A 16,048-nucleotide genomic window follows, 5' to 3' on the forward strand; every position below is an offset into this window, starting at 1 on the left:
CGTGTCGGTCCGGATCAGGACTTCTTGTCGTCCTTGACTTCGGTGAACTCGGCGTCCACCACGTCATCCTGCGGCTTGCCCGCATTGCCAGCGTCGGCACCCGGGGCGGCACCGCCCTGGTCGGCCGATGCGGCGGCGAACAGCGACTGGCCGGCTTCTTCCAGTGCCTTCGACTTGGCTTCGATCTGTGCCTTGTCGTCACCCTTCATCGCGGTTTCCAGGTCGGCCAGCGCCGCCTCGACCTTGCCGATGACATCGCCGCCGACCTTGCTGCCGTGCTCGGTGATGGCGCTGCGGGTGCCGTGGATCAGGGCGTCGGCCTGGTTGCGGGCCTGCACCAGCTCCTGGAACTTCTTGTCTTCTTCGCGGTTGGCTTCCGCGTCGGCGACCATGCGTGCGATCTCCTCCTCGGACAGGCCCGAACCGGCCTTGATCTCGACCTTCTGTTCCTTGTTGGTCTTCTTGTCCTTGGCCGACACGTGCAGGATGCCGTTGGCGTCGATGTCGAAGGACACTTCCACCTGCGGCAGGCCGCGCGGGGCCGGCTCGATGCCGGACAGGTCGAACTTGGCCAGCGACTTGTTGAAGCGGGCCTGTTCGCGCTCACCCTGCAGCACGTGCACGGTCACGGCCGACTGGTTGTCCTCGGCGGTGGAGAACACCTGCGAAGCCTTGGTCGGGATGGTGGTGTTCTTCTCGATGATCTTGGTGAACACGCCGCCCATGGTTTCGATACCCAGCGACAGCGGGGTCACGTCCAGCAGCAGCACGTCCTTGACGTCGCCGCCCAGCACGCCGCCCTGGATCGCAGCACCCAGTGCCACGGCTTCGTCCGGGTTGACGTCCTTGCGCGGTTCCTTGCCGAAGAACTCGGTCACCGCCTGCTGCACCTTCGGCATGCGGGTCTGGCCACCGACCAGGATCACTTCGCTGATGTCGCTCGAACGCAGGCCGGCATCGTTCAGGGCGACGCGGCACGGCTCGATCGACTTCTTGATCAGGTCTTCCACCAGCGCTTCCAGCTTGGCGCGGGTCAGCTTGATGTTCAGGTGCTTCGGACCCGAGGCGTCAGCGGTGACGTACGGCAGGTTCACTTCGGTCTGCTGGGCGCTGGACAGCTCGATCTTGGCGCGCTCGGCGGCGTCCTTCAGGCGCTGCAGGGCCAGCGGATCCTTGCGCAGGTCGATGCCCTGGTCCTTGTTGAACTCTTCAACCAGGTACTCGATGACGCGGTTGTCGAAGTCTTCGCCGCCCAGGAAGGTGTCGCCGTTGGTGGCCAGCACTTCGAACTGCTTCTCGCCGTCGACGTTGGCGATCTCGATCACCGAGACGTCGAAGGTGCCGCCGCCCAGGTCGTACACCACGATCTTGCGATCCTTGTTGTCACCCTTGTCCAGGCCATAGGCCAGCGCAGCCGCAGTCGGCTCGTTGATGATGCGCTTGACGTCCAGGCCGGCAATGCGGCCGGCGTCCTTGGTCGCCTGGCGCTGGCTGTCGTTGAAGTAGGCCGGCACGGTGATGACCGCTTCGGTGACCTTCTCACCGAGGAAGTCCTCGGCGGTCTTCTTCATCTTTTCCAGCACCTTGGCCGAGATTTCCTGCGGGGCCATCTTCTTGCCGTCGCTGGTCGACACCCAGGCGTCGCCATTGTCATGGGCCAGGATGCCGTACGGGACGTGGGCGATGTCCTTCTGCACTTCGGCGTCGGTGAACTTGCGGCCGATCAGGCGCTTCACCGCATAGAAGGTGTTCTTCGGGTTGGTCACGGCCTGGCGCTTGGCCGAGGCGCCGACCAGGACTTCGCCGTCCTTGGTGTAGGCGACGATCGACGGGGTGGTGCGATCGCCTTCCGAATTCTCGATGACGCGGGCCTTGCCGCCGTCCATGATCGCCACGCACGAGTTGGTGGTGCCGAGGTCGATACCAATGATCTTGCCCATGGGGGAGACTCCTGAGGATGCTTGTTGGGGTCAGTCCGGCCGCTCGGCCGGTGGATGAATACGATGTGGGGGAGGCTCGTGGAACATTCAAGCCATCTCCCGAACGCTGTGTTCAGCGCCTGGAAAACCTTGCCAGGCATGGCCTGGCACGACCGGGACCGGGCATGGCCCGGCCCGGCCGATCAATCGGCGGCCACCACCACCAGCGCCGGCCGCAGCAGGCGCTCGTTGAGCAGGTAGCCCTTCTGGAACACGGTCACCACGCTGCCCGGGGCGGCGCCCGGGGTCGGCACCTGGCTGATCGCCTGGTGGTGTTCCGGGTTGAACGGCTGGCCGATCGGGTCCAGCAGGACCAGGCCGTTGTCGGCAGCGACCTTCAGCAGCTGCTTGTAGGTCAGCTCCAGGCCTTCGCGCAGCGGATGCGGGTCGTCGCCGGCGGCCTTCAGGCCGGCATCCAGGCTGTCGAATACCGGCAGCAGCTCGCCAAGCAGCTTCTCGTTGGCGAACTTGCGGGCCTGCTCGATGTCACGGGCAACACGCTTGCGCTGGTTCTCGAGGTCGGCGCGCTCACGCAGCGCATCGGCCTTGATCTGCTCGACTTCGGCGCGCAGGCGCTCCACTTCGTCGTTGACGCCGGCGGCGGCGGCCGCATCGGCGGCAGTCTGCTGGGATTCGATATCTGGATGTTCGTGGTTCATGTCTGGGTCCCTGGCGGTCAATCTCCGCCTCCACCCACCCTAGTGTGGGCGGGATGCTGCGTTTCAAGCGTCGGATGTTCCGGGAGTGCGCCCGGCCGGTGAAAAGGCCGCGCCGAGCACATCGGCAGTGGCCTGGACCAGCGGAATCATGCGGTCGTAGGCCATCCGCTTGGGGCCGATCACGCCCAGCACGCCCAGTACCTGGCCATTGGCGGTGTACGGGGCGGTGACCAGCGAGACCCCCTGCAGCGGCATCATCCCGGTCTCTTCGCCGATGAAGATGCGCACGCCTGGGGCCTGGATGGTCCGCTCCAGCAGCTGCAGGATCTCGCGCTTGCTGGAGAACAGCTCGAACAGTTCGCGCAGGCGCTCCAGGTCGGACAGGTCCTGCACCCCCATCAGGCGGGTCTGGCCGGCCACCAGCATGTCGTCGGCGGCCGGCTGCAGGGCCTGCTCGGCCAGTTCAATGCTGTGCGCCAGCAGCTGCTCCAGCTCGGAACGGGCATCGCGCAGCTCCAGCAGCAGGCGGGTGCGGATCTCGGCCATCGGCAGGCCGGCGAAATGCGCATTGAGGTAGTTGGCCACCTGCTCCAGCTGGCCCGGCGCGAACTCCTGCCGGGTCTCGATGACGCGGTTCTGCACCTCGTTGTCGGCAAACACCAGGATCGCCAGCACCCGGCGCCCGTCCAGCGCCACGAAATCGATCTGGCGGAAGGCGAACTGCTCGCGCCGTGGCGCGCTGACCACGCCGACGAAGTGACTCATCGCCGACAGCAGCTCCGAGGCGCTGCCGAGCAGGGCCTGGGTGCTACCGCCGCTGGCCAGCTCCTGGCGCAACCGGGCCAGCTCGCCCTCGCCCGGCGGCTGCATCTGCAGCAGGCTGTCGACGAACACCCGATAGCCATGCGCGGTCGGGATGCGCCCGGCCGAGGTGTGCGGCGAGGCCAGCAGCCCCAGGTCTTCCAGGTCGCCAAGGATGTTGCGGATGGTGGCCGGGCTGACCTCCAGGCCGGCCACGCGCGCCAGCGTCTGCGAGCCGACCGGCTCACCGTCCTGGATGTAACGCGCGATCAGCGTGCGCAGCAGATGGCGCGCACGCGGGGCAAGCTGGTCGGGAGAACCGTGCATGGAATCAACCTGTGAGACACGGACACTAGATAATGGCGGCGCATCACCTTGGCAAGTCATTGGACCTCCCTCCCCCGCGTGCTAGCGTTGCGCGGCTGCCGATACCCCTTACCCATGCTCAGACATCTTTCGATCAAGGATTTCGCCGTCGTCCGCGCCACCGAACTGGAGTTCGGGCCGGGCATGACCGTGGTTTCAGGCGAGACCGGCGCCGGCAAGTCGCTGATGGTCGACGCGCTGGGCTTCCTGTCCGGCCTGCGCGCCGACAGCGGCGTGGTCCGCCACGGCGCCGCCCGCGCCGAGCTTTCCGCCGAGTTCGCGCTGGACCAGCTGCAGGCCGCGCGCCAGTGGCTGGCCGACAACGAGCTGGACGATGAGGAACAGTGCCAGCTGCGCCGCGTGATCCGCGCCGACGGCGGATCGCGATCCTGGATCAATGGCCGTCCGGTCACCCTCGCACAGCTGGCCGACCTGGCCGCGCTGCTGGTGGAGATCCATGGCCAGCATGAGCAACAGGCGCTGCTGACCCGTCCGTCGCAGCTGGCCCTGCTCGACGCCTATGCCGGCAACGAGGCGGCGCGCCGCCAGGTGCGCCGCGCCGCCGCCGCGTGGCAGGCGCTGGTCGACGAATCGCTGGCGCTGTCGCAACAGGGCGACGTGAGTGACCGGATCGGCTTCCTGGAGCACCAGCTGCGCGAACTGGACCGCGAGGACCTGGAACCGGAGTCGATCGCCGCGCTCGGCGCCAGCCACCGCCGCCAGGCCCATGCCAGCGCCCTGCTGAGCGCCTGCCAGGCGGCCAGCAACCAGCTCAACGGCGACGACGGCAGTTCCGCGCTGGACCTGCTGCAGCAGGTGCGCCACGAGCTGTCGCGCCTGATCGAACATGACCCGCGCCTGGGCGAGGTGGACGGCCTGATCGAGAATGCCTCGATCCAGCTGCACGAAGCCCTGTCGCTGCTGGACCGGGTGCACGACGACCTTGATGCCGACCCGGAGCAGTTCGAGGAGAACGAGCGTCGCCTCGGCCGCCTGCACGACCTGGCCCGCAAGCACCGCGTGCCGATGGACGAGCTGGGCGCGCAGCGCGAGCGCATGCATGCCGAAGTGGAACAGCTGCGCGGCGCCGACGAACGCCTGCAGCGCCTGGCCGGCGAGATCGACAAGGCCGCCGCCGCCTGGTGCGTACAGGCCGAGGTGCTGACCGCCAGCCGTCGCAGCGCCGCTGCCGAACTGTCGGCCACCACCACCGGCATCATCGCCGAGCTGGGCATGGGCGGTGGCCAGTTCCTGATCGAGCTGGAGCCGCAGGATTCCGGCAAGCCCGATCCGCAGGGTGCCGAACGCGTGGAATTCCTGGTCGCCGCCAACGCCGGCCAGCCACCGCGCGCCCTGCGCAAGGTGGCCTCGGGCGGTGAACTGTCGCGCATTTCACTGGCCATCGAAGTGGCCGCGCTGGACCTGGATGCGGTGCCGACCATGGTATTCGACGAGGTCGACTCCGGCATCGGCGGCGCGGTGGCGGACATCGTCGGCCAGAAGCTGCGCGCCCTTGGCGAGAAGCGCCAGGTGCTGTGCGTGACCCACCTGCCGCAGGTCGCCTCCAAGGGCCATGCCCACTACCGGGTCAGCAAGGCCCCGGTGGAAGGCATGACCCAGAGCGCAGTGGAGAAGCTGGACAGCAAGGCACGCGAGGAAGAACTGGCGCGCATGCTCGGTGGCGTGGAAGTGAGCAAGGAAGCGCGCGCCGCCGCCCGCAAGCTGCTGCAGGTCTGAGGCCTGTTCGCGGTTATCCACGCATGGCGTGGATCTACAACGCGCGAGGTAGTGCCGGCCGCTGGCCGGCAACCCAACACAGGTGAACGAAGATCATGAAGTTGCCGGCCAGCGGCCGGCACTACCCCCGTGGCCGCGCCAGATCCACCGTTTCCACCAGGAAATCGAGGAAGGCGCGCACTCGCAGCGGCAGGTAGCCACCCTGCCCCAGGAACACCGCATGGACCTCTTCCAGGTCACCGGGATTGGCCTCTTCCAGCACCGGCAGCAGGCGTCCGGCGGCGATGTCCTCCTGCACCTGGTAAGTCGCCAGCCGCGCCAGGCCCAACCCGCCCAGCACCAGCTGCCGCAGCGCGTTGCCATTGCTGGCGCGGGCATTGCCACTGGGCAGCACCATCCGCTCGCGTCCGTCCTGCAGCAGCGGCCAGCCCTGCATCGCACGCGCATGGCCGATGTCCAGACGGTTGTGCGACTGCAGCTCCTCTGCGTTGCGCGGCAAGCCGTGCCGCTGCGCATAGGCCGGCGCGGCCACGATCATCATCCGCGTCGCGCCCAGCCGTCGCGCCACCAGACTGGAGCTCTTCAGCGGGCCGGCCCGCATCGCCACGTCGGTGCGCTGCTCAAGCAGGTCGATCACCTCGTCGTTCAAGGTCAGATCCACGCCCACCTGCGGGTTGCGTTCGAGGAACGCCGGCAGCAGCGGCAACAGAAAATGCTGGCCGAATGGCACGTTGGAATTGACCCGCAGGCGTCCGCGCGGCTCGGCATGGGCGCTGGCGCAGCGCTCGGCCTCCTCCAGGTCGGCCAGCACGCGCAGGCCGCGCTCGTAGAACGCGCAGCCTTCCGGGGTCAGCTGCAGCTGGCGGGTGGAGCGCTGCAGCAGGCGCGTACCCAGCCGTTGCTCCAGCCGGGCCACCAGCTTGCTGACTGCCGACGGCGTCATGTCCAGGGTGCGGGCGGCGGCAGAGAAGCCACCGGTCTCGATCACCCGCACGAACACTTCCAGTTCGCCGGATCGGTTGATGTCGGGTCGCGCCATGGCGATGAATCCAGTTCACAGATGATTATCCATGCGCAGTCTAGTTCACAGATCGACGGAGAATCACCATGGCCCTCCCTCCTCCCGGGATTGCCCGATGAACCGCCTCAGCCAGCTCACCGCGACCGCCTTGATCGCCCTCTCCAGCGCAGCCAGTGCCGCCCCGGCCCCGCACTGGGTCGCCAGCTGGCAGGCCAGTCCGCAACCGGTCTGGGGCGCCGATTTCCTGTTCCCGACCCTGGTCCCGGCCACGCTGCAGGACCAGACCTTCCGCCAGACCGCGCGCATCAGCCTGGGCGGGCCCCGGCTGCGGGTGCGGCTGAGCAATGCCTACAGCACCCAGCCGCTGCGGATCGGGGCGGCCAGCGTGGCCGCACACGCGGGTGCCGCCCCGCAGCCGCTCAGCTTCGACGGCCAGCCCGGGGTGCTGATCGGCCCAGGTCAGGAACGGCTGAGCGATCCACTAGCGGTGGCCACGGATGACCGCCAGGCGTTGCAGATCAGTGTCTTTGTGCCGGGACCGACTCCAGTCCAGACGTTCCACTGGGAGGGTCGCCAGACCAGTTGGATTGCGCCAGGCGACCAGAGTCAGGCCCAGGCTCTGATCGGGGCCAGCAGCACCACTGCCCGCCTGTTCCTGGCTGGCATCGAGGTCGAGGCGGCGGCCAGCGCACGCAGCGTGGTGGTGATCGGCGACTCGATCACCGACGGTGCCACCGCCAGCCTCGACCAGGATCAGCGCTGGACCGACCATCTGGCGGCGCGCCTGGCACCGCGGGGCGTTGCCGTGGTCAACGCCGGCATTTCCGGGGGGCGGCTGCTGCGCGATGGCATGGGCGAATCCGCCCTGGCCCGCTTCCGGCGTGACGTGCTGGATCAACCAGGCGTGGTCAGCGTAGTCGTGCTGATCGGCATCAATGACATCAGCTGGCCCGGCACCGCCTTCGCCCGGAACCAGGCCCGGCCCACGCTGGCCGAACTGCAGGCGGGGTATCGCACCCTGGCCGAACAGGCCCATCGGCGGGGTCTACGCATCCTCGGCGCCACCCTGACGCCGTTCGCCGGCGCCCTGCCCGGCACGCCGCTGGACGACTACTACCACCCGGACAAGGACGCCCTGCGCCGGCAGCTCAACGCCTGGCTGCGCACGGACAGCCCGTTTGACGCGGTGATTGACCTGGACGCGGCGCTGCGCGACCCGGCCGATCCGTCACGGATGGCTGCCGCCTACGACTCCGGCGATCACCTGCATCCGGGCGATGCGGGCAACCGGGCAATGGCCGAGGCGGTGGATCTGGAGGTGCTGATAGGGCCCCTCACGCATGGCGTGGATCTGCCGTAAGCAACGAAAAACCCCGGGAAGGCCCGGGGTTTCGTCGCATCCAGCTGGCCGGAACGGCTTACTTGCGCTTCTTGCGCACGTACAGCACCAGCGAGTGCTCTTCCAGCTCATAGCCGTGGTCTGCGGCGATCTTGCGCTGCAGCTCCTCGATCTCGTGGCTTTCGAACTCGATGATCTTGCCGCTGTCCACGTCGACCATATGGTCGTGGTGGCCGCCACGGTCCAGCTCGTAGACGGCCTGGCCGCCTTCGAAATTGTGCTTGAGCACGAGGCCGGCAGCCTCGAACTGGGTCAGCACCCGGTAGACCGTCGCCAGGCCGATCTCGTCGCCATGCTCGAGCAGCTGGCGGTAGATGTCTTCGGCGGTCATGTGGTGCTGGGCATTGCGCTGTTCAAGCAGCGCCAGGATCCGCATCCGTGGATGGGTCACCTTCAGGCCGACTTTTCGCAGGTCGTGGGTTTCCATAGGTCTCCGTTCATTGGCGATTTAGCGCCAGCTGCCTCGGATTGGGTCGCGGTGGCACGCCGGGAGTGTATCATCGGTTTGATTTCCCCAACCGCCAGTCCCGATGCGCAATCTCCTGTTGGTCGCCGCCGTCGCCCTGTCCACCACCGGGTGCGGCATCATCTACAAGCAACCCATCTATCAGGGCAACCTGATCCGGGAAGATGCCGTGGCCAAGCTGCAGGTCGGGCAGAGCAAGCAGCAGGTCACTGCGCTGCTGGGCACCCCGTCCATTCCGGACCCGTTCCACGCCCAGCGCTGGGACTACACCTCCAGCCAGCGCGTGAACCGCCTGGGCCGTACCGAGGTGAAGAACTTCACCGTGTTCTTCGACAATGACAACGTGACCCGCTGGGAAGGCGATTACTTCCCGGGTAACGACAAGGCCCTGGCCCAGCAGACCGTGCGCCAGTTCGGCCGCAATCTGCCGAAGGACAAGAAGAAGAAGGGTCGCTGACGCCCCCTGCCCGTCCTCGCGGACGGGCGACAGGAATCAACCGCCGAGCGCGCGCCGCCGGCGGTTGTCCTTGGGGTCGGCCTGCAACGGGCGTAGCAGCTCGATGCGGTCGCCATCCAGCAGCACCTGCTGCGGGCGCGCCAGCAGCCCATGCACGGCCGCCGCCGGGCAGTCGGCACTGCCTTCCAGCGCAGCAGCGGCAATGGCCTCGGCCACGGTCGCGCCCTCGTCCAGCTGCAACCGGCGCGAAAGCACCCGCTGCGGCCAGGCCAGCACCACCTCGACCTCGATCATCGCTCAGGCCTCGTCGGCAACGCGGATGAAGTCGTTGACCATGCGGTCGGCCAGGCTCTGGAAGCCCAATGCCAGCGCCGGACCGAGCAGGCGCGAACTGGGCTCGAAGTCCAGGGTCAGGGTGACCTTGCAGGCATCTTCGGCCAGCGCATGGAACTCCCAGCGGCCGTGCAGCTGCTTGAACGGGCCATCGCGCAGCTGCATATCGATGCTGTGCGGGCGCTGCAGTGTGTTTTCAGTCTGGAACCAGGTGCTGAACGAGCCCAGGCCCAGGTCCAGGCGCGCTACCAGCCGGTCCTCGCCCTGCTCCAGGATCTGGGCAGCCGAACACCAGCGGAAACGGCGCGGATAGGCCTGGACATCATTGACCAGGTCGAACATGCGCGCGGCCGAATGTTCGACCAGGGCGCTGCGGCGGATAGTAGGCATGAATACAGGACGTTTCGGCAATCGACCGGGCGGGCCCGAATCGGAGACAATACGGAAATGAGCAAGAACAGCGGCAAGGATAAAGCAAAGAGCGCGACGGCCAACAAAACCATCGCGTTGAACAAGCGTGCCCGCCACGAGTACCACATCGAAGACCGCTTCGAAGCCGGCCTGGCCCTGCAGGGCTGGGAGGTGAAATCGATCCGTGCTGGCCGCGGCAACATCGTCGACGCCTACGCCTACGTGAAGGATGGTGAGATCTTCCTGATCGGCGCGCAGATCACTCCGTTGATCCAGGCCTCGACCCATGTCGTGGCCAACGACCGGCGCGATCGCAAGCTGCTGCTGCACCGGAGCGAGATCGACAAGCTGGTCGGCAAGGTCGAGCGCGATGGCTACACGATCGTGCCCACCGCGATGTACTGGAGCAAGAACAAGATCAAGCTCGAAGTCGCGCTGGCCAAGGGCAAGCAGACCCACGACAAGCGCGATGCCGCCAAGGACCGCGACTGGGCGATCGAGAAGCAGCGCGTGATGCGTCGCGGTAACCGCGACGCGTAAGGCGTCTGCGCATCACCCTGTAGAGTCGAGCCATGCTCGACTGCCTTGGCTTCTGTAGAGCCGAGCCATGCTCGGCTTCCGTAAGAAAAGCAGTCGAGCATGGCTCGACTCTACAAAAGGCGGGTCACCCCGCCAGCATGCCCTGCCTGCGCATCCGCGGCGACAGCGCCGCGTGCATCACCGCCAGGTGCATCACTACCGCCAGCTCCGGTGCGTAACGGTCATCGCCCAAGCGCCACTGTTGGGCCAGGTTCGCGGCATCAGCCGGCAGCAACGCCAGCAACTGGGCGTCGTCCAGTGCATCGGCCGCGCCCTGCAGCTGGCGCGCCATCTGTCGCGACTGCCAGACATGCACACCGATGCTGAGGCTGGCCAGCGACATCAGGACCACGGCCAGCCCGTGCTCGAACCACTGCGACAGCACCTCCGGCCCCCACAGCAGGGCAGCCAGCACCGCCAGGCTCGGCAGGCGCCACCCCAGCCAATGGATGCGGCCGCGCTGCGACCAGTGCACCACCACCGCGCTGGCGACCAGTGCCGCAGCTGCCGTGGCCGGCAACTCCGTCACCCAGGTGGCCGCCAGCAGCACCGCCAGCACCGCCCAGACCCAGCCCGGCGGCAACGCACGCCGCTGGTAGTCGGCACCGACCGGCCCGATCAGCTGCCGCAGGCTGCGTTGTTGGCTTGCATCGGTCACCCATAGTCTCCGTGTCTGTCCTGGCTCGGATGGTCATCGCCAGTGTGTCGCAAATTCGTGCCCACGAAGTTAGCAATCCGCTATGACAGACGCTCTACAACAAGTTGCGGATTGACAGGACACGCGGCTCGCCCGCAGCGCTCACCCCGCCGACAGATCCTTGCTGAGGAACACCCTGCATGTGCCGACCGGATCGCATGGCACACGGCCGAACACGACCCATCCATGCTTCACATAGAAGTCGGGCGCCTGGAAGCTGAGGGTGTACAGCACGCCGGAACGGCAACCGCGACGCCGCGCTTCATCCTCTGCGGCCTTCAGCACACGCGACCCCAGCCCGTTGCCGCGATGGGCCGCTGGCAGATGGAACAGATCCACGAACCACAGGCCCAGTGAGGTTCGCCCGGTAAGGCCCCCCACCACCTCGCCACTGGCCGGATTGGTGACCAGCACCGCCAGTGTGCGCCGATCGGCGTAACCGGCAGCGTCAAGATTGAACTGATCCAAGCCAGTGCCAATCACCTCCAGCGCTTCGTCGCTGGGTTCATCTGTTACTGCAACGTCTAGCGTCATGGCGTCCTTCCACTGGCTCAACTTCAGGGATCTGGATGCTATCAAGCCTGATCGCACCTACGCCGGCCCGGTTCAGCGTTTGGCGCTATTGCGGCCCGTCTTGAGCACAGACCGATGCCACTGCCTTCAACAACAGATAGGCCTGCAGCCCTGATGCAGGACCTGTTGCCGGAAACGCTGCCGCGAGGGCCTTCGCCGCCCGATCTGCGTGTGGCTGGATGGACCAGGACGATTCAGCCGACAGCATGCCACCGCGCACCTCTTGCCCGATCCGATACTGTCCCCAGTTGCCGGGGCTGACGGAAATGGCCATGAGCCCCCCCGTGGAGTGATGTCCGGAAATTCGAGCTCGGCGCCCCAAGGGATCGCAACGTGCCAAACAGCTGGGGGCCGGACGCTCACCCGCGTGACTGTTCAGGAAGATTGCCGTAAGATCCGTCTCGTTGGGCAGGGTCAGTGTCAGTTTTTATGACGGCACTGACCCCAAAGCCTTGCAATGCTTGAAGAAACCGGGGGTGCATTGGTTTCGACGGGGGTTGTGAAGTCGCCTGGCGCATGCCGAGGGGGTAGCTTTCCTCGTAAATCCAGCTGCAAAACTCTAGTTGCCAACGACGACAACTACGCTCCGGTCGCTCTCGCAGCCTAAAAACTGCGGTGCGTGACCTTCTGCCGACTTAGGCGGAGCCTCGAAACTGCTTGTGTCCATGCTCGCAGCGTAGAGTCATTATCATGGAATCGCGCTGGGCGGCTGCCTGTCAGTCCGGCACTAGAACACAACAGGCTGGTTCCCGGGTGCGCTTTGCACACCGTGCTGCTCGGGGATGAGATTCAACGGTGAGCTAAGCATGTAGTGCTGGGGATGGAGTGCCTTCGGACGGCGGTTCAATTCCGCCCACCTCCACCAACGAACGGTTCGTCAAGGACCGGAGAAGCCCGGAAATTCCACCAGCGTGGGTTTCCGGGCTTTTTTATTGGCTGCTCTACGCCGCTGCGAAGTTCGACGCCCCGGCGCAATCGCGGTCCGATGCCGTCAAGCAATGTCGGCAACCGCCATCTTCTCTCGCTTTCGACATCACTAAACCACTTCAGAAATTTCCCACCCTCTCCTTGGGGGGGATGTGTCCGCGAAGCCGTTCGTCCTTGGTCGCCATCAAAAGGAGACCACGGGACACCTGCACCCTTCACATCCAAGCCGAGCCCGTAGGGCACGGCCTGTTCGACACATCTTCCACAAAGGAACTGTATCCATGCGTACGTCGCTTCGGGTTTCCCTTGCCAGCGCCATCACCCTGGTCCTGGCCAGCGCCCCCGCCTTCGCCCAACCCACCGAACGGGTATGGACGCGAGGCATGGCCAGCAACGAGCAGTACAGCAGTTTCATCGTCAAGTACCGGGACGGCAGCAGCAAGCGCGTCTCCGCCACCACCGCGCAGGATGCGCTGAAGAAGCGCCTCGGCGTCCAGCAGCGCAGCAAGCGTTCGATCGGCAACGCACCGCCAGCAGCCGCGTCCGTAACCCATCAACGCCGCATGGGCGGCGGGGCCGACGTGGTCACCACGGACAAGCCACTGGACCTCCCGGAAGCGCAGATCCTGATGCAGCGCATCGCCGACGATCCGGATGTGGAGTATGTGCAGCCGAACTACATGATGAGCGCATTCGCCACACCGAACGACCCACGCTACGGCGAGCAGTGGCACTACAGCAATCCGACCAGTGGCGCGCGCCTGCCCGGCGCGTGGGATCGCTCCACTGGCCAGGGCGTGGTGGTGGCTGTGGTCGATTCGGGCTACCTCAACAACAACGACCTGCAGGCCAACCTGCTGCCGGGCTACGACATGATTTCGTCGACCCGTCCGTTCAGTGATTGGCAGTGCATCATCGGCGGAATGAATCCCGGCTGTGGCGGATCCGACGATGGCGATGGACGCGACGCGGATGCCTTCGATGCCTCGGGCATCGCACACGGCACCCACGTCGCTGGAACAGTCGCTGCGGTGACCAACAACCAGATCGGCGTGGCCGGCGTGGCCTACAACGCGAAGGTCGTGCCGGTGCGCGTACTCGGCAACCAGGGCAATGGCGGTTCCGCCGACATCATCGATGGCATGCTCTGGAGTGCCGGCATCAACGTGCCCAACGTCCCGGCCAATGCGAACCCGGCCGAAGTCATCAATCTCAGCCTGGGCGGCCGCCGCGCCTGCTCGCCGGCCGAGCAGGATGCAATCGACGACATCACCGCGCAGGGCACGATCGTGGTGGTCGCCGCCGGCAACAGCAATCTGGATGTGTCCGAGTTTGCTCCGGCGAACTGCAAGGGCGTGATCGCAGTGGCTGCCAACGATCAGGGCGGGCGACGCGCGTTCTACTCCAACTATGGCGCAGGCATCCATATCACCGCACCCGGTGGTGAAACCTGGTCCTGCCGCGCGTCCGTCGGCGAGTTCCTGCCGCTGGCCACGCCGCCTAGCCAGGCCAACTGCGCCCCGACCCGTCAGCATCCGGCGCAGGGCATCCTGTCCACGGTGGGTAACAACGCCTTCGACTTCATGTCCGGCACCTCGATGGCGGCGCCTCACGTCGCTGGCATCGTCGCGCTGATGCAAGCGGTGGCGCCGGTGCCAAAGACCACCGACCAGGTCAAGGACATCCTGCGTCGCACTGCGCACCCGATCGCCGCAGCGAACTGCCCGGGTGGCTGCGGGCCAGGCATCATTGACGCGGCCGAAGCCGTGAAGGCAGCCAGCAACTGATGGCATGGCGCAGTGGCCCGGCAAGGTCGCTGCGCCCTCTTCCGTTGCTCAGTTCATGTCCGCCGGCAAGCGGCATCGCTTCACCAGCAGCATGCCCAGCATCGGCGCCAGCGCGAAGGTGGCAAACAGCCACCGGGCCGCACGCGCGGTTCCCTCGGCCCCGCCCGGCTCGATCAGTCCCGCTGCATTGGCAACCATCCCGGCAAGCGCAGCCCCGGCCGCGGTGGCGAACAGCTGGACGGTGGTGATCGACGCGCTGGCGCGCTCCTGCTCCTCCGGCGGTGCAGAGGTCAGAACGCGTGTCAGCAGGTGAGGCCAGGCCAGGCCCACGCCGATCCCGATGACGGCCAGCGCCACGCAGATCGGGACCATCTGCAACCACGTACCGCTGCCGGCAGCCGGCACCCACAGCACCAGCCCGATCATGCCCAGCCATCCCAGCGCCGGGCCGATCATCAACGCCCGGTCAACGCCGCGCCCGCTCAAGCCGGAGCCGACCAACGACCCGAGCGTCCAACCGGCCGCTATCAACGCCGCGAGATAGCCCGCAGCAAGCGGTGATTGTTGATGCAGCACCTGCAGGAACTGCCAAGGGAGACGCTGATGACGGCCAGGGTCAGCAGCAGGATCTGCAGCCACGGGACCGAGGACCTGGCCGCAGCTGAAGACGATGCCTCCCTCTGCGGAAGGACGTTCGACGCCAGCAGCGCGAACAACACGGCAACCGCGGTGACCGACCAGAATGCGGCCCGCCATACGCCCCATTCGGCGAAGACGCCGCCCACCGCAGGCCCGATCAACGTCGCCACGCCCCACATCCCCGAAACCAGGGCCATCGCGCGGGGCCAGAGCGGCTCTTCGAACGCGAGCCGGATCATGGCGTAGGCCAGTGCGAACAGGAAGCCGCCGCCGACACCCTGCACCAGTCGCCCCACCAGCATCATCGGCATCGAGGTCGCGAGCGCGCAGATCACGGCACCGGCTGCGAAGATGAGCGTCGCCAGTGCATAGCTTCCACGAGGCCCGGCACGTTCAAGCAGCTTGATCGACAATGCCGACCCCAGGATGGACGCGACCACGAAGAGCGTGGTGTTCCATGCGTAGAGATCCAGGCCACCGATGTCCTGCACCACGGTTGGCAACATGGTGGTGGCGATGTAGACGTTGACCGCATGCAGTGCGACCCCGCCCGCCAGGGCAAGTGAGCGCACTGCATTGCGGCCGGACAGGAGATCGCCCCAGCGGGTGCCGGGGACGGCGATGCCTTGCTGTTCCACTTTCGTTCAAACCTATGATTCATGACCTGCAGCCCAGGGTTCACATGCAGGAAAAAGGGAACTGCCTTATAAAACCTCATGTATTGATTAGGTCAAGGAACCCCGGCCATGAAGATCGATGTCAGCGTTCCGCTTTCCGTGGGCGAAGTCGCGCGTCGCAGCGGGGTCAGCATTGCCACCGTGCACTTCTATGAAGCCAAGGGACTGATCCATGGCTGGCGCAACAACGGCAACCAGCGCCGCTACCGCCGCGACGTGCTGCGGCGCATTGCCGTGATCAAGGTCGCACAGCGTGCAGGCGTTCCCTTGGCCACGATCAAGATCGCGCTGGATGATCTTCCAGCCGAACGGGCGCCCAGTTCGAAGGACTGGGCAAGGCTGTCCAGCAACTGGCGCGACATGCTGAACGAGCGCATCCGCAGCCTGGTCCAGCTGCGCGACCAGCTTGACGGCTGCATCGGCTGTGGTTGCCTGTCACTGAAGGACTGTCCGTTGCGAAACCCTGGCGACCAGTTGTCACAACGCGGCGACGGCGCCGTCTTGCTTGAATCGGGCGACGGCGACCGGGGCGTGCCATGA

17 protein-coding genes and 1 other RNA gene are annotated in these 16,048 nt (G+C 66.3%); 7 read left to right on the top strand and 11 right to left on the bottom strand.

All coding sequences use genetic code 11. The annotated features are described in order from the left end of the window. Positions 1-14: 14 nt before the first annotated feature. From dnaK to hrcA, 3 genes are all read right to left on the bottom strand, one after another. Positions 15-1,940: a molecular chaperone DnaK gene (gene dnaK / locus R1L06_RS11470; protein WP_032128291.1), complete on the bottom strand. Its 1,926-nt coding sequence runs from the start codon at positions 1,938-1,940 to the stop codon at positions 15-17. 182 nt (positions 1,941-2,122) lie between these two features. Further along, positions 2,123-2,638: a nucleotide exchange factor GrpE gene (gene grpE / locus R1L06_RS11475; protein ID WP_032128290.1), complete on the bottom strand. Its 516-nt coding sequence runs from the start codon at positions 2,636-2,638 to the stop codon at positions 2,123-2,125. Between the two features lie 63 nt (positions 2,639-2,701). After that, positions 2,702-3,766, bottom strand: coding sequence for a heat-inducible transcriptional repressor HrcA (gene hrcA, locus R1L06_RS11480; RefSeq protein ID WP_107432375.1), 1,065 nt, complete (start codon positions 3,764-3,766; stop codon positions 2,702-2,704). A 114-nt stretch (positions 3,767-3,880) separates the two neighbouring features. Between hrcA and recN the strand changes: the two genes are divergently transcribed. Next, the gene (gene recN, locus R1L06_RS11485; protein WP_317217764.1) at positions 3,881-5,542 is read left to right on the top strand and encodes a DNA repair protein RecN; all 1,662 of its coding nucleotides are present in this window, start codon (positions 3,881-3,883) and stop codon (positions 5,540-5,542) included. 121 nt (positions 5,543-5,663) lie between these two features. On the opposite strand, the gene R1L06_RS11490 is transcribed toward recN, so the two are convergent. After that, on the bottom strand, positions 5,664-6,581 hold the full coding sequence (locus R1L06_RS11490; protein ID WP_317217765.1) for a LysR family transcriptional regulator: 918 nt from the start codon (positions 6,579-6,581) through the stop codon (positions 5,664-5,666). Between the two features lie 97 nt (positions 6,582-6,678). Here R1L06_RS11490 and R1L06_RS11495 point away from each other — a divergent pair, with 97 nt between their 5' ends. Beyond that, positions 6,679-7,923 (top strand): SGNH/GDSL hydrolase family protein, encoded by a 1,245-nt coding sequence (locus tag R1L06_RS11495; protein WP_317217766.1) that lies wholly within the window; start codon positions 6,679-6,681, stop codon positions 7,921-7,923. Between the two features lie 58 nt (positions 7,924-7,981). Here the strand turns inward: R1L06_RS11495 and fur are convergent, their stop codons facing one another. Beyond that, positions 7,982-8,389 (bottom strand): ferric iron uptake transcriptional regulator, encoded by a 408-nt coding sequence (gene fur, locus R1L06_RS11500; protein WP_005409235.1) that lies wholly within the window; start codon positions 8,387-8,389, stop codon positions 7,982-7,984. 103 nt (positions 8,390-8,492) lie between these two features. Here fur and R1L06_RS11505 point away from each other — a divergent pair, with 103 nt between their 5' ends. Continuing rightward, on the top strand, positions 8,493-8,885 hold the full coding sequence (locus R1L06_RS11505; RefSeq protein ID WP_010484453.1) for an outer membrane protein assembly factor BamE: 393 nt from the start codon (positions 8,493-8,495) through the stop codon (positions 8,883-8,885). Positions 8,886-8,921: 36 nt separating this feature from the next. Here R1L06_RS11505 and R1L06_RS11510 read toward each other — a convergent pair whose 3' ends face one another. Together R1L06_RS11510 and R1L06_RS11515 are read right to left on the bottom strand one after the other, a co-directional pair. Next, on the bottom strand, positions 8,922-9,179 hold the full coding sequence (locus R1L06_RS11510; protein WP_032128285.1) for an RnfH family protein: 258 nt from the start codon (positions 9,177-9,179) through the stop codon (positions 8,922-8,924). Between the two features lie 3 nt (positions 9,180-9,182). Continuing rightward, positions 9,183-9,608 (bottom strand): type II toxin-antitoxin system RatA family toxin, encoded by a 426-nt coding sequence (locus R1L06_RS11515; RefSeq protein WP_010484449.1) that lies wholly within the window; start codon positions 9,606-9,608, stop codon positions 9,183-9,185. A gap of 57 nt (positions 9,609-9,665) precedes the next feature. Between R1L06_RS11515 and smpB the strand changes: the two genes are divergently transcribed. Next, positions 9,666-10,169 (top strand): SsrA-binding protein SmpB, encoded by a 504-nt coding sequence (smpB, locus tag R1L06_RS11520; RefSeq protein WP_010484447.1) that lies wholly within the window; start codon positions 9,666-9,668, stop codon positions 10,167-10,169. Positions 10,170-10,293: 124 nt separating this feature from the next. Here smpB and R1L06_RS11525 read toward each other — a convergent pair whose 3' ends face one another. Together R1L06_RS11525 and R1L06_RS11530 are read right to left on the bottom strand one after the other, a co-directional pair. Next, on the bottom strand, positions 10,294-10,866 hold the full coding sequence (locus tag R1L06_RS11525) for a hypothetical protein (protein ID WP_317217767.1): 573 nt from the start codon (positions 10,864-10,866) through the stop codon (positions 10,294-10,296). Positions 10,867-11,007: 141 nt separating this feature from the next. Beyond that, positions 11,008-11,439, bottom strand: coding sequence for a GNAT family N-acetyltransferase (locus R1L06_RS11530; protein WP_317217768.1), 432 nt, complete (start codon positions 11,437-11,439; stop codon positions 11,008-11,010). A 511-nt stretch (positions 11,440-11,950) separates the two neighbouring features. On the opposite strand from R1L06_RS11530, the gene ssrA reads away from it, so the two are divergent. Next, positions 11,951-12,343: a transfer-messenger RNA gene (ssrA, locus tag R1L06_RS11535) on the top strand. 343 nt (positions 12,344-12,686) lie between these two features. Continuing rightward, positions 12,687-14,192, top strand: a complete 1,506-nt coding sequence (locus tag R1L06_RS11540) for a S8 family serine peptidase (RefSeq protein ID WP_223224726.1) — start codon at positions 12,687-12,689, stop codon at positions 14,190-14,192. A 48-nt stretch (positions 14,193-14,240) separates the two neighbouring features. Here R1L06_RS11540 and R1L06_RS11545 read toward each other — a convergent pair whose 3' ends face one another. Together R1L06_RS11545 and R1L06_RS11550 are read right to left on the bottom strand one after the other, a co-directional pair. Further along, a complete protein-coding gene (locus R1L06_RS11545) occupies positions 14,241-14,768 on the bottom strand; it encodes an MFS transporter (RefSeq protein WP_317217769.1) in 528 nt (175 codons plus the stop codon). Beyond that, positions 14,720-15,469 (bottom strand): MFS transporter, encoded by a 750-nt coding sequence (locus tag R1L06_RS11550; RefSeq protein ID WP_317217770.1) that lies wholly within the window; start codon positions 15,467-15,469, stop codon positions 14,720-14,722. Before R1L06_RS11550 ends, R1L06_RS11545 begins: the two co-directional genes overlap by 49 nt. 108 nt (positions 15,470-15,577) lie before the next feature. On the opposite strand from R1L06_RS11550, the gene soxR reads away from it, so the two are divergent. Beyond that, positions 15,578-16,048: a redox-sensitive transcriptional activator SoxR gene (soxR, locus tag R1L06_RS11555; protein WP_317217771.1), complete on the top strand. Its 471-nt coding sequence runs from the start codon at positions 15,578-15,580 to the stop codon at positions 16,046-16,048.

The organism is Stenotrophomonas mexicanensis, from assembly GCF_032911605.1.
Taxonomy (GTDB): domain Bacteria; phylum Pseudomonadota; class Gammaproteobacteria; order Xanthomonadales; family Xanthomonadaceae; genus Stenotrophomonas; species Stenotrophomonas maltophilia_A.

What these genes read in the sequence shown, in the direction of transcription:
- R1L06_RS11530 (WP_317217768.1), bottom strand. Translation starts at nt 11,439, where the DNA reads ATGACGCTAGACGTTGCAGTAACAGATGAACCCAGCGACGAAGCGCTG.
- recN (WP_317217764.1), top strand. Translation starts at nt 3,881, where the DNA reads ATGCTCAGACATCTTTCGATCAAGGATTTCGCCGTCGTCCGCGCCACC.
- fur (WP_005409235.1), bottom strand. Translation starts at nt 8,389, where the DNA reads ATGGAAACCCACGACCTGCGAAAAGTCGGCCTGAAGGTGACCCATCCA.
- R1L06_RS11490 (WP_317217765.1), bottom strand. Translation starts at nt 6,581, where the DNA reads ATGGCGCGACCCGACATCAACCGATCCGGCGAACTGGAAGTGTTCGTG.
- R1L06_RS11540 (WP_223224726.1), top strand. Translation starts at nt 12,687, where the DNA reads ATGCGTACGTCGCTTCGGGTTTCCCTTGCCAGCGCCATCACCCTGGTC.
- hrcA (WP_107432375.1), bottom strand. Translation starts at nt 3,766, where the DNA reads ATGCACGGTTCTCCCGACCAGCTTGCCCCGCGTGCGCGCCATCTGCTG.
- R1L06_RS11505 (WP_010484453.1), top strand. Translation starts at nt 8,493, where the DNA reads ATGCGCAATCTCCTGTTGGTCGCCGCCGTCGCCCTGTCCACCACCGGG.
- R1L06_RS11510 (WP_032128285.1), bottom strand. Translation starts at nt 9,179, where the DNA reads ATGATCGAGGTCGAGGTGGTGCTGGCCTGGCCGCAGCGGGTGCTTTCG.
- R1L06_RS11515 (WP_010484449.1), bottom strand. Translation starts at nt 9,608, where the DNA reads ATGCCTACTATCCGCCGCAGCGCCCTGGTCGAACATTCGGCCGCGCGC.
- soxR (WP_317217771.1), top strand. Translation starts at nt 15,578, where the DNA reads ATGAAGATCGATGTCAGCGTTCCGCTTTCCGTGGGCGAAGTCGCGCGT.
- smpB (WP_010484447.1), top strand. Translation starts at nt 9,666, where the DNA reads ATGAGCAAGAACAGCGGCAAGGATAAAGCAAAGAGCGCGACGGCCAAC.
- R1L06_RS11495 (WP_317217766.1), top strand. Translation starts at nt 6,679, where the DNA reads ATGAACCGCCTCAGCCAGCTCACCGCGACCGCCTTGATCGCCCTCTCC.
- grpE (WP_032128290.1), bottom strand. Translation starts at nt 2,638, where the DNA reads ATGAACCACGAACATCCAGATATCGAATCCCAGCAGACTGCCGCCGAT.
- dnaK (WP_032128291.1), bottom strand. Translation starts at nt 1,940, where the DNA reads ATGGGCAAGATCATTGGTATCGACCTCGGCACCACCAACTCGTGCGTG.